Source organism: Mesorhizobium sp. AR07, assembly GCF_024746815.1.
Taxonomy (GTDB): domain Bacteria; phylum Pseudomonadota; class Alphaproteobacteria; order Rhizobiales; family Rhizobiaceae; genus Mesorhizobium.
Window position 1 is genome coordinate 2,809,341 of record NZ_CP080525.1, and the last position, 12,149, is coordinate 2,821,489.

At 61.2% G+C, this 12,149-nt stretch carries 12 protein-coding genes; 10 read left to right on the forward strand and 2 right to left on the reverse strand.

The features are described from left to right. Nucleotides 1–11: 11 nt before the first annotated feature. Together mgtA and BPNPMPFG_RS14430 are read right to left on the reverse strand one after the other, a co-directional pair. Nucleotides 12–2,633, reverse strand: a complete 2,622-nt coding sequence (mgtA, locus tag BPNPMPFG_RS14425) for a magnesium-translocating P-type ATPase (RefSeq protein WP_258596092.1) — start codon at nucleotides 2,631–2,633, stop codon at nucleotides 12–14. After that, entirely contained in the window at nucleotides 2,633–3,823 is a 1,191-nt protein-coding gene (locus BPNPMPFG_RS14430) for an acetate/propionate family kinase (RefSeq protein ID WP_413776851.1), read from the reverse strand. The genes mgtA and BPNPMPFG_RS14430 overlap by 1 nt, the downstream gene beginning before the upstream one ends. A 271-nt stretch (nucleotides 3,824–4,094) precedes the next feature. Here BPNPMPFG_RS14430 and BPNPMPFG_RS14435 point away from each other — a divergent pair, with 271 nt between their 5' ends. From BPNPMPFG_RS14435 to BPNPMPFG_RS14480, 10 genes are all read left to right on the forward strand, one after another. After that, nucleotides 4,095–4,346, forward strand: a complete 252-nt coding sequence (locus BPNPMPFG_RS14435) for a biotin/lipoyl-containing protein (protein ID WP_258596094.1) — start codon at nucleotides 4,095–4,097, stop codon at nucleotides 4,344–4,346. A 51-nt stretch (nucleotides 4,347–4,397) separates the two neighbouring features. Next, on the forward strand, nucleotides 4,398–4,844 hold the full coding sequence (locus BPNPMPFG_RS14440) for a pyridoxamine 5'-phosphate oxidase family protein (RefSeq protein WP_258596095.1): 447 nt from the start codon (nucleotides 4,398–4,400) through the stop codon (nucleotides 4,842–4,844). A 180-nt stretch (nucleotides 4,845–5,024) separates the two neighbouring features. Continuing rightward, nucleotides 5,025–6,545: a PAS domain-containing sensor histidine kinase gene (locus BPNPMPFG_RS14445; RefSeq protein WP_258596096.1), complete on the forward strand. Its 1,521-nt coding sequence runs from the start codon at nucleotides 5,025–5,027 to the stop codon at nucleotides 6,543–6,545. Next, on the forward strand, nucleotides 6,538–7,152 hold the full coding sequence (fixJ, locus tag BPNPMPFG_RS14450; protein ID WP_258596759.1) for a response regulator FixJ: 615 nt from the start codon (nucleotides 6,538–6,540) through the stop codon (nucleotides 7,150–7,152). Before BPNPMPFG_RS14445 ends, fixJ begins: the two co-directional genes overlap by 8 nt. 123 nt (nucleotides 7,153–7,275) lie before the next feature. Then, nucleotides 7,276–7,635: an ANTAR domain-containing protein gene (locus BPNPMPFG_RS14455; RefSeq protein WP_258596097.1), complete on the forward strand. Its 360-nt coding sequence runs from the start codon at nucleotides 7,276–7,278 to the stop codon at nucleotides 7,633–7,635. 85 nt (nucleotides 7,636–7,720) lie between these two features. Then, the gene (locus tag BPNPMPFG_RS14460; protein ID WP_258596098.1) at nucleotides 7,721–8,377 is read left to right on the forward strand and encodes a helix-turn-helix domain-containing protein; all 657 of its coding nucleotides are present in this window, start codon (nucleotides 7,721–7,723) and stop codon (nucleotides 8,375–8,377) included. Between the two features lie 457 nt (nucleotides 8,378–8,834). Next, on the forward strand, nucleotides 8,835–9,281 hold the full coding sequence (locus tag BPNPMPFG_RS14465) for a pseudoazurin (RefSeq protein WP_258596099.1): 447 nt from the start codon (nucleotides 8,835–8,837) through the stop codon (nucleotides 9,279–9,281). Nucleotides 9,282–9,522: 241 nt separating this feature from the next. Further along, nucleotides 9,523–10,626: a copper-containing nitrite reductase gene (gene nirK, locus BPNPMPFG_RS14470; RefSeq protein WP_258596100.1), complete on the forward strand. Its 1,104-nt coding sequence runs from the start codon at nucleotides 9,523–9,525 to the stop codon at nucleotides 10,624–10,626. Between the two features lie 134 nt (nucleotides 10,627–10,760). Further along, complete coding sequence (locus tag BPNPMPFG_RS14475) at nucleotides 10,761–11,567, forward strand: formylglycine-generating enzyme family protein (RefSeq protein ID WP_319945994.1); 807 nt, start codon at nucleotides 10,761–10,763, stop codon at nucleotides 11,565–11,567. A gap of 60 nt (nucleotides 11,568–11,627) precedes the next feature. Beyond that, nucleotides 11,628–12,071 carry a group III truncated hemoglobin gene (locus BPNPMPFG_RS14480; RefSeq protein ID WP_258596760.1) on the forward strand — a complete coding sequence of 148 codons (444 nt, stop codon included), beginning with the start codon at nucleotides 11,628–11,630 and terminating at the stop codon, nucleotides 12,069–12,071. Nucleotides 12,072–12,149 lie beyond the last annotated feature (78 nt).

The following is a 12,149-nucleotide window of genomic DNA, read 5'->3' on the forward strand; positions in this document are numbered from 1 at the left end:
TTTATGTGCTGTCATTGCGATGCTCCTGATGTCGTCAAAGATGAATGGTCACGCGTGGATCCGGTCCGCGCGCCGATGCCGGGTCTCACGGCCAGAGGTTTCAACAGTTCCGCCGACACGAGGTAGGCGACGACGATGACGCCAATGCCTGCCAGCATCGCCGCGGAAGGCGCTTCAAAACCAAACCAGAGGCCGAGAGGCGTGAACGGCAGAACCATGGCAACGACCAATGCCACGAGCGAGGAAGCTGCCAGAGGCAAGCGGGGAAGATCCTGCCAGGGCCGGCCATTGGTGCGGATGATGAAGATGACCAGTATTTGCGTCGCCATCGATTCCAGGAACCAGGCGGTGCGGAACTCCGCCGCAGACGCATGGAAGATCAGCAACAGCGCCCCGAAGGTCAGGAAATCGAACAGCGAGGAGAGCGGTCCCATGACGCCAGCGAACCGCATCAGGCCGCGCATGTCCCAAACCTGCGGCCGCGCCGTGGCTTCGGCTCGGACGCCGTCGAATGGAATGCCGAGTTCGGACAGGTCGTAGAGCAGGTTGTTCAAGAGGATCTGTGTCGGCAGCATGGGCAGGAATGGCAACGCCATGGCCGCGACCGCCATCGAAAGCATGTTGCCGAAATTCGAACTGGCGCCCATGCGCACATATTTGAGGATGTTGGCGAACGTTCGCCGGCCCTCCTCGACGCCGTCGGCGACGACTTCAAGGTCGGATGCCAAGAGGATCATGTCGGCGGCGGCCTGCGCCACTCCGCTTGCTCCGTCGACCGAGAGGCCGATGTCTGTAACCTTCAGGGCTGGCGCGTCGTTGATGCCGTCACCGAGATAGCCGACAATGGCGCCCCTGGCCTGCAGCGCCTTTATGATCCGGGATTTCTGGTCCGGCGCGAGCCGTCCATAGGCATCGACCGACTGGACCTGGACCGCGAGCGCTTCATCGCTCAACGCCACGATATCGGTGCCGGACAGGACTCTCCCGGCGTTCAGGCCGACAAGTCCGGCAAGGCGCTTCACCACGACCGGATCATCGCCGGACAGGATCTTGAGCCTGACACCGGCATTGGCAAGACGGGCTATGGCTGCAGCGGCGGTGGGCTTGGGCGGATCGGCGAAGGCACAAAGCCCTTCGAAAACGAGGTCTGTTTCGTCGGCCGATTCCACGTCATGCGTCGATCCCGACCATGGCCGCGAGGCGACGGCAATGGTTCTCAGGCCGTCGCCCGCCAGGGCATGGACCCGCTCGATCGCCTGGGTCCGTTCGGCCTCCCCAATCGGTGCTGAGATGTCCCCGGTTCGCTGCGCCGAACAAAGCGCCAGAACCGCTTCCGGCGCACCCTTGACGATCAGCAACGGACCCTCGGGACCGGCAACGAGCACCGAACCGAGCCGCCGGCTGAAATCGAAGGCGTGCCGGCCCGACAGGGTCCAGCCCTGCGACGCAGCGGCCGAGCCCTGGATCAACGCCGCATCGAGCGAACCACGATCACCTCCAAGGTCGGCCGCAATGGCGCCGAGCCGGGCGGCGCGCGGATCCTCGCTGCCGGCCGGGTCGACACTACGGGCAAGCGTGATCTCGGCCGACGTCAAGGTGCCGGTCTTGTCGGTGCACAGCACCGTCATCGCGCCAAGGTCGTGGATAGAGGCAAGCCGTTTGACGATGACCTTGCGCCGCGCCATCCGCATGGCGCCGCGCGACAGGGTGACGGTCGTGATCATCGGCAGGAGTTCGGGCGTCAGGCCGACGCCAAGCGCCACCGCGAACAGGATCGAGTCCAGCACCGAGCGGCCAAGCAGCACCCTGGTGGCAAGCACGATAACCACCAGCGCCAGGCTCAGCCGCGCGATGACGAGGCCGAACTGATGCAGATCGCGCTCGAACGGTGATGGAGCTTGCGCCTCAGCAAGTGCGGATGCAGCGGCGCCAAACACGGTCGACCGGCCGGTGCCGACGACAAGCGCTATCGCTTCTCCGGTCTGCGTGACAGCGCCCCGGAACAGGGCATTCGACGCTTCTCCGGGGCTCGTCGCCGTGACCACGCCCGAACGCTTCTCGACGGCATAAGGTTCACCGGTCAGGGCCGCTTCGCCGGCAGTGCAGGCCGTGCTGTCGAGGATCAGCGCGTCCGCGGGGATGATATCGCCGGCGCGGACGCGTAGGATGTCGCCGGGGACGACCTTCTCGACGTCGATCTGGCGAAAGACGCCACCGCGTTTGACTTCGGCCTTGAGCGCCACGGAACGCCGCAGGACTTCGGCCGCCTTCACCGCGTGTCCTTCCTGCACGGTATCCAGACCGATCGAAAGCGCCAGGATCGCGACGATGATCCCGCCTCCGATCGCGTCGCCGGTCACCAGCGAGACTATGCCTGCCGCCAGCAAGATCAGTGAAAGCGGTTCCAGCAGACGACGCAGAATCGCCCGCCACAAACCGTCGGTCTTGGCCGCCGCATCGCTGTTGGGACCGTATCGGGCGAGCCTGGCTTCGGCATCCGCCGATTTCAGGCCATCGCCGCCGCAATGGAGAGCCGCGTAAAGATAATCCGGCGAGCGCGTCCAGAACGCAGCGAGGTCATCGGGGCGTGTTTCCGAGACAGGTCTATTCGCAAGATTGGCTGCCGAGGCCATCAACCCGCCTTTGCTGCCTGGAAAACGGAACAGGTTTCCTCGGCTATCATTTGTTCTTCGTCGGTTGGAATGACGCGGACGGCCACCTTGGCGTCCGGCGCCTCGATCCGCGTCGCGTTCGCGGCATTCGCCACGGGATCGACGGCGACGCCGAGCCAGGACAGATGGCCGCAGACGGCTTCGCGGATCTGCGGCTGATGCTCGCCGATACCAGCGGTGAAGACGATCCCGTCGAGCCCGCCCAGCGTGTTGGCGATGGCTGCCGTCTCGCGGGCGATGCGGAAGGCAAACATATCCAGCGCCTCGCGAGCGGCCGGAGCGTCGTTGCCGAGCAGGTCGCGGCTGTCGGCGCTGATGCCAGAGACGCCCAGCAGCCCTGAGCGATGATAGAGCATGTCCTCGACCGCCTCGATAGACAGGCCGCGCTCCTTTAGCAGATGGATCAGGACGCCTGGATCGAGCTCTCCGCAACGCGTTGCCATCGGAATGCCATCCAGCGTCGAGAACCCCATGCTGGTGTCGCGGCTGACGTCGCCTTCAAGCCCACACAAGCTTGCGCCACTGCCCAGATGCGCCACGACGATACGGCGGCCGGCGATGTCCGGCGCGACCTGACGCAGTTGCGCGGCAATGTATTTGTACGAGAGGCCGTGGAAGCCATAGCGCTTGATGCCCTCGTCAAAGAGCGAACGCGGCAGCGCGAAGCGGCGCACGAGATCGCTCTGGCTGCGGTGGAAGGCCGTGTCGAAGGATGCGATTTGCGGCAAGCCGGGTCGCAGATGCCGGATTGCCTTTATCAGTCGCACACTCTGCGGCTGGTGCAGCGGCGCCAGGGGCACCAGCGCCTCGATCGCGGCGAGCGTCTCGTCGGTAATCGCCTGTGGGCCGGCGAACCGATCGCCGCCATGAACGACCCGGTGCCCGACGGCGGCCAGCGCGCTCACCGAAAAGTGGTGCGCCAGCCAGCCGAGGGTTTCTTCGGTGACTTCGTGCAGATCGTCGGAAACGGCGGCCTTCAGTGGAATATTCGCGACCGTCGGACCTTCTGTTATCTGAAGCGCCAGCGGCTGATGGCGTAGGTCGATGACACCTTTTCCAAGGCGATGCGGCACACCCGCCTTGAGCGCGAACAGGCCGAGCTTGATCGTCGAAGATCCGGGATTGAAGGTCAGGAGAACAGGATCGGTCATGATACGGTCTGATCACTGTTCTGCTCGCGCGACGCGAACTTGCCATCAGCAACGGCTGGTGGACGATTTGGTTGCCCCAAGGGGGCGTCTCTGTCCGACGACGCCCTCAGCTGTGCTGCTACGAAAAGCACTTGGTAACCGCCAACGCTTTGACGACGATCAAGAATATCCGTTTTGGTCTTGGTGTGATTGATCGGCCCTCTTCTTTGATCGTGATCAATGCCCGTTCCCGGTGATCCGCCTTAAGACTCTCGGCCAAAGGAGAACAGTGATGCAATATATCAAGACCGATGGCGAGCTATGGGGGTCGACCATGCTCCCCGAGGGCATCGTCGAGCGATGGTTTATCGTCAGCGGTGAAACGATCGGGGCAGGCGAGCGGATTGCGGAAGTTCGTATAGAAGAAGCACTCCGCGAAATTGTCGCCCCGGCTGACGGGCGTGTGACGATTGTCGCTGTAGTGAATGATATTGTCGAACCCGGTTCAGTCCTGGCGACGCTGGAGACGCTGCGGCCTGACTGAGGCGCTCGTTTCGAAACACAAGGGATGCTCACAGACCGGGAGATCGCACCGATGCAGATCCGCACGCTTACCGCCTTGGAATGTACGAAATTGCTGACAGCCAATCGTGTCGGCCGCCTGGCATGCGCGAAGGACGGACAGCCTTACGTCGTGCCCTTCCATTACGCCCATGCCGACAATCATCTCTACGCGTTTTCCATGCCGGGCAAGAAGGTTGAATGGATGCGCGCCAATCCGCTGGTGTCTGTCCAGGTTGATGAACGGGGCGAAGGGCGGGGCTGGCAAAGCGTGGTCGTGGACGGCCGTTACGAGGAACTGCCGGACCGCGTCGGTCACAAGCTGGAGCGCGACCATGCTTGGTCGCTGCTCAGCAAGCACTCCGATTGGTGGGAGCCCGGCGCCCTCAAGCCTGTTACGCCTCCGATGGCGGACAACGCACCGCATGTGTTTTTCCGGATCCTTATCGTGGCGGTGTCCGGCCGAGAGGCCAGGGATTAGCTGTTTTCGCCTGGTGGTAAGTCCATTCCGTTGAGTTCAACCAGAATCGTGATTGACGCCAAGCTGATCCGGCCGGCATTGGCTTGCCTGATAAGCGCATTGCTTGCTGGTGGCGGATCATATTGAGTGCATTGAGAATCGCCAAATCAGATACTCGTTCTCGAAATTGGTGGCCGTATCATGCCGGCAAGGGATATCTCCGGATTGAAAGGCCGCTTCCTGCAGCTGGTCCTTTCCCGCCGCTTCGAAGGCGTGGACGGCTACCTGCTGGCGGTTCTGTTCGTGGCCATAGCCTTCGCCATACGGTTAGCGCTACAGGGCTTTCTGGACGAAAGGGCTATTTTCATCCTGTTCATTCCGGCAATCCTGGTCGCTTCGATCGCCGGGGGCATCGGGCCGGGAGTTGTGTCCGTCCTCGTCTCCTTTCCAACCGCTTTGTACTTGATCTCGCTACAGTCGGTGCGCCCCGGCAATGGCTTTGAATTGGCGGTGTTCGGGATCACCGGCGTAGTCATCGCGGCTTTGGGAGAGCTGCTTCATCATGCAAGACGATTGATGGACAGCACGCAAAGCGCGCTGGACGCAAGGGAGGCGCATCTCCGCTCGATACTCGACACGGCGCTCGACGCGACCGTGGTCATCGAGAAGGACGGCACCATCGTCTCGTTCAACGCCGCCGCGATCCGGCAATTCGGCTACGCTGAGACGGAGGTGGTCGGCCAGAATGTCCACATCCTGATGCCGGAGCCCTACCATCATGAACACGATGGCTACATGAACCGATATCTCGCGACCGGGGAAAAGCGCATCATCGGCATCGACAGGGTCGTCGTTGGCCGACGAAAGGATGGCTCCACATTCCCCATGAAGCTGGCGGTTGGCGAGATGACAACAGCCGGCAAGACCTTTTTTACCGGTTTCATCCGCGATCTCACGGAGCGCGAAGAGTCGGCAGCACGCTACGAGGAAATTCAAGGCGAGCTGGCCAGGATGGCACGGCTGAACGAACTCGGCGAAATGGCATCCACCCTTGCCCACGAACTGAACCAGCCGCTCTCGGCGATCGCAAATTATGTCCAGGGCTGCAGCCGCCTGCTTCGGGACGTCGACGACGCTCTTGCTTCCAGAATGCGGGAAGCCCTGGACGAGGCCGCGCGGCAAGCGCTACGTGCAGGGCAGATCATCCGTCACCTGCGCGAGTTCGTGACGCGCGGCGAAACCGAAAAGGCGCCGGAAGACATCCGCAAATTGGTCGAGGAAGCCGGCACGCTGGCACTCGTAGGCTCGCGCGAACGCGGCATTCGCTCGGTGTATGATTTCGCGCCGGAAGCGAAGACAGTCATGGCGGACCGCGTCCAGGTTCAACAGGTTCTGATCAACCTCATGCGCAACGCAATGGAAGCCATGCGCGACAGCGAACGGCGCGAGCTCAAAGTAAGCACGGCACCCGATGGAGATGGAGCGGTTGTCATTGAGGTTTCGGACACTGGTCCCGGCATTTCCGAGGACATCGTGGCCCAGTTGTTCAAGCCTTTCGTCACCACCAAGCCAGGTGGGATGGGTGTTGGCCTGTCCATTTCCAAGCGCATCGTCGAAGCGCACGGTGGCAAGATATCAGTGTTCAGAAATGACAATGGCGGCGCCACATTTCGCTTCACGCTGCCGACAATCGAGGATGACGTTCGCAATGGCGATCACTGATTACACGGTCCACATCGTCGATGACGAGGAGGCCGTCAGGAAGTCCCTGGCGTTCCTGCTGACCATGAATGGCTTCGCAGTACGGGTGCACAATTCGGCGACGGATTTTCTCGCATTCGCGCCCGGCATCAGCAACGGCTGCCTGGTGACGGATTTGCGCATGCCCGACATGAGCGGCGTCGAACTGCTGCGCGCGCTCCAAACCGCGCACGCGATGCTCCCGGCCATCGTCATCACCGGCCACGGAGACGTGCCGATGGCGGTAGAAGCCATGAGGGCCGGTGCGCTCGACTTCATAGAGAAGCCCTTTGAGGACCAGATCCTCATCGAAGCCATAGGGCGCGCGGCCGAGCAGCTCGAGGAACCGCAGCCGGGTACCAATGATATCGCGGCCATCCAGGCGCGGCTTAAGGAATTGACGGAGCGCGAACAACAGGTGCTTTCGAGGGTCGTTGCTGGTCATGCCAACAAGACCATCGCTTACGATCTCAGCATCAGCCCGCGCACCGTCGAGGTCCATCGCGCCAACGTTATGGCGAAGATGCAGGCAAAAAGCCTGCCTGAGCTGGTGCGCATGGCGTTGGCGGTGAAGTTCGGTCACGCCTGAGCACCAGCCAGCCTCCACTCGGAATTGATACAGCGCAAGGCGGGCCTTCCTCCATTGCGGATATACCTGCCGATCGCAGCCCGGCTGAACGCCAGCCTGGCCGCCTGTTGGAGGACCCATTCCTTGACCATCGCCGGTGTGGTTCTTGTCGTAGCCACCAATCCTGGGTTTCGGAAGTCACTCGAGTTTGCACTTGAGGCCGAAGGTTATCTCGTGGATTCCCAGGCCGAGCTTGCAAGGGCAATCGCATCTCCGCCCAATTCGGCGATACGCTGTGCAATCGTCGACGAAGACGCGGTCCGGAATTGGACGGACGGCTGGAACGATCTGGCCCGCTTTCCCAGGCCGGTCATCCTGCTGGTAGACCGCCCCTGGCCTTCTCCTGAGCCGGACGGCGTGATGATCCTTGTCAGACCGCTCCTTGGCAACGCGCTGATCGAAGCCGTCGAGCAGGTCATAGCGAGCGGTATTTCGGCGCTCTAAGTAGTTTCCCTTAGGGACATAACCGAATTTCGCGGACTGCGAATTCCGCCCATTGCTGGTTCATCGAATTGAACGGGAGACAGCGATGCTCGCCTACACCACGTCCAGGACCGCGGTTCCATTGCAGCCTTCGGATCCCCTCCATCCCGCCCTTTCACTGTCGTTTGCACCCACGCAGTCGCAACCCTGCGGCTTCTTTCCTGCCGGGGCGGAGATCTACGCCCAAGGTGAAAACGCCGGCAGCCTCTATCAGGTCGAGTTCGGCGCCGTCCGCGTCTATCGCCTCCTGGCCGACGGCCGCAGGCAGATCAGCGCTTTTCATCTGTCGGGAGAAATATTCGGCTTCGTGGCGGATGCTACCCATCACTTCTTCGCCGAGGCGATCTGCGGCACAGGCATTCGTTCATTCCGCCTCGCGACTGGCCTCGACATGTCCCGCGAGCTTCTGCCTCTCGCATTGCGTGGCTTGATCAGGGCTCAGGAACATCTCCTGGTGCTCGGTCGGCAAAGTGCCATCGAGCGCGTCGCGGCATTCCTAATCGATATGGCGGAACGCCAAGGTGAACTCAGCCACATCGAACTTCCCATGTCGCGCACCGATATCGGCGACTATCTCGGCCTGACCATCGAGACAGTGTCGCGCATCTTCTCGAAGCTCAAGGAGAGAGGCGTCATCCGGCTTCCGTCCTTGCGCACCGTGGAAATCGCGAAATGGGATGCCTTGCATGGCATGAGCGAATAATCCTCGGAGATCTGACGATGCGTCTTTAACACGGCTGTTTCGGCTTCTTTACTGGGCACATCCAACTTAGGTGCATTTCCAAAAGTCCATGTGCGCGACCGAGGCCGCCGCTGTCGGTTCTTTCCTTGCGCAATTGCAAAGACTGGCCAAACACCCGCGCGATAGGACCCAAGGCTAAAGCTGACGGGGAGGCGCAACTTTGAGGATCCATCCGAACATGTCCGTCGATGGCCCATCAGCGTCGCTGTCATGTTGAAACACCGGATGCTTCGCGTGGGTTGCCCGATCGTCAAGCGGCATACTCAGCTCCCTAACCCGGAAGTCCTGTTGGGGTGCCAGATCGTCATATTTCGATATTTCGTGAGCCAGTTTGCGCCAGCGCAAATCGCAACGCCATCCCGTGGCTTAGAAAGCCGCAACGGTTGATGCCGTGATGAACCTAGGAAAGGACTATTCCATGAAACTGCCCCTGATCGCCGCGGCCATAGCCTTATTCGCTCTGGCCGGTGCAGCGAACGCTGAAGAACACGTCGTCCAGATGCTCAACAAGGGCGAGAAGGGTTCGATGGTCTTCCAGCCCGCTTACATAAAAGCGGCGCCCGGAGACACGATCAAATTCGTGCCCACAGACAAGTCCCACAATGCCGAAACCATCAAGGGAATGCTGCCCGGCGGCGCTGAAGCTTTCAAGGGAAAGGCAAGCGAGGAGATCACCGTGACCATGACCAAGGAAGGCGTCTACGGCGTGAAGTGCGCCCCGCACTACGGCATGGGCATGGTTGCGCTGATCGTCGTCGGCAAGCCGGTGAACCTCGACGCGGCGGAAGCCGTCAAGCAGACCGGCAAGGCCAGAGCGGTGTTTGCGGAGTTGTTCGGCGAAGCGACCAAGGCCGCCTCCAACTGACGCTTCCATTATAGATACCCTCCGGTTGGCGATCGCCGGGGGAAAACGGCCGGACGGACCACGGGGGGTCCAGTCCGGCCTATTTCATAGGGATCGATGAGTGTACCAGAACGCGATCCTCTCCTCACCTTCAACGCGAAAATCGTATGGAAATGAAGGGCGTTTGCGCCAGCGCAAAGACGGTCCCCGCAAGCAGGCTAATCTCCGGTCATCAAGTAGCTGACGCACAAGGAGATTGAAATTGCTTACGCGACGTGAAGCTCTGTTGGGATCTGTCCTTACCGCCGCCGCGGTGGCGACGCTCGGCGCAATGCCGGCTGTGGCCAGCGCCAAGGACGTGGCCGGACTGCCGCGCGAAAAGATCACCCTCGTCGCGCCGCCCTTCGTCCACGCGCACGACCAGGTGGCCAAGGACGGCCCGAAAGTCGTCGAGTTCACGATGACAATCGAGGAAAAGCCCATCGTCATCGACGCCGATGGGACGCAGCTCAATGCGATGACCTATAATGGCTCGATCCCCGGTCCCTTGATGGTTGTCCATGAAGGCGACTATCTTGAGCTCACCCTCATCAATCCCGACACCAATACGCTTGCGCACAACATCGATTTCCATGCTGCCACCGGCGCGCTCGGTGGCGGCGGACTGACACTGGTCAACCCCGGCGAGCAGGTAACGCTGCGATTCAAGGCAACGCGCACGGGGACGTTCATCTACCACTGCGCACCCGGCGGACCGATGATCCCGTGGCACGTCGTGTCCGGCATGAGCGGTGCGGTGATGGTGCTGCCGCGTGACGGCCTGCGCGACGACAAGGGCAAACCCATCCGTTACGACCGCATCTACTATGTCGGCGAAAACGACTTTTACGTCCCCCGCGACGAGCAGGGGAAATTCAAGAAATACGATACAGCCGGCGACAACTATGATGACACCGTCAAGGTCATGCGCGGGTTGATTCCGACCCATGTCGTATTCAATGGCAAGGCAGGATCGCTGACCGGCGACAATGCCATGAAGGCGAAAGTCGGCGAGACTGTCCTGATCGTCCATTCGCAAGCCAACCGCGATACGCGGCCGCATCTGATCGGCGGCCATGGCGATTATGTCTGGGAACAAGGCAAGTTCGCCAACCCTCCCGCAAAGGATCTGGAAACCTGGTTCATTCGCGGCGGCTCGGCCGGCTCGGCCCTCTATACGTTCCTGCAGCCGGGCATTTACGCCTATGTGAACCACAATCTGATCGAGGCTGTGGAACTCGGCGCGACCGCACATTTTACCGTCGATGGAGCCTGGAATGACGACCTGATGACGCAGGTCGAAGCCCCAAGGGCCATTACGGCGTAGCAACAGGGATCCGATCCTGAACATCGACGAGACCTTGCGCCATCTGTGCAAGGTCGCGTGGCTCTGGACGAAATGCCATGTCTTTCAATCCCATCATAGCCCTCGGAAGCATCGCGACTGCCGCGCTGATCGTCATGGGCGCGACCAGCGTGTTAGATCGGTTGGCCGGTTCGCTCGTGGCGGACCCCGAACTTGTGACCCTCGCGCCCGGATCGTTCGACCATCCTCAACCAGGTGAATTCCTCGGGGAAGGCCATCCTGTCGCGGCGCCGCGGATCCTGGCAAAGGTCATTGGTCCGCTGAAAATCATGAAATACCAAGTGAGTGCATCGGAATACGGACGTTGCGTGACGGCAGGCAGTTGCAAGGCGGCTGATACTCCGGGCAGCGGCAATTTTCCGGTCACCGGGGTAAGCCACATCGACGCCGAAGCCTATACGATCTGGCTGTCGGCCCAGACGGGCGCGACATGGCGGCTTCCGACAGACGCGGAATGGGCCTACGCCGCCGGCGAACGGTTCCGAAGCGACATCGAGGGTGGTGCCGGCGACCCCGACAATCCGGCGCGGCGCTGGCTTGCCCAGTATCGCACCGAGGCTTCGCTTGGACGGAAATCTGATCCTGAGCCAAGGGCTCAAGGGGCGTTTGGTATCAACTCAAAAGGATTGGCGGACGTCGCAGGCAATGTCTGGGAGTGGACATCGACCTGCTACGTCCATGCAGCGATAGCCGCCAATGGCATCAGCATTGTGAGTTCGATCGACAATTGCGGGGTGCATGTCGTTGAGGGGTTCCACCGCACATACATGTCCAACTTCATCCGGGACGGGAAAAGTGGCGGCTGCGCGGTCGGCACGCCGCCCGACAATCTGGGTTTCCGGCTTGTCCGCGAACGCCTCAACGTCGTGCGAGCCGCCCTGCGGCATCTTGGATTCTCTTGACCCGTGGATGCCGCGTTTCGAGGCGAGAATCGGAAGAGAGCACAAGCCGAAAGGACTAACATGAACTCATCTGCCATCGATCAGGCGCGACCGACCGCCGAGCAGCCTCTGGCTGATCTGGGAGTTGACCGGACGAGCATTGGCGCGCTGGTCCGCGAATTCTATTCCAGACTGCGAAAAAACGACCGGCTCGGGCCGATCTTCGCGCGCGAGATCACCGGCGACTGGGAGCCGCACCTTGAGAAAATGACCGATTTCTGGTGTTCCGTCATTCTCAAAACGGGCGACTATCACGGACGGCCGGTGCCTGCGCATTTGAAACTCAAGGATGTGACCGAGGCCGATTTCGATATCTGGCTAGGCATCTTCGGTGAGACAGCAACGGCGCTCTTTGTCTCGGAAACGGCTGCGGTATTTGTCGATCGCGCTGAACGCATTGCGAAAAGCCTGAAGCTGGCGATGTTCTTCCACGCCGGCCCAGTTCCGGTGGTTCGCGATCGGTAAGTGCCGAGCCGAGACAGGAATGATTTCGTGGCTCAAGGCAATCACCCAGGGGGAGATCGTCTTACGATGAAGCTTGCA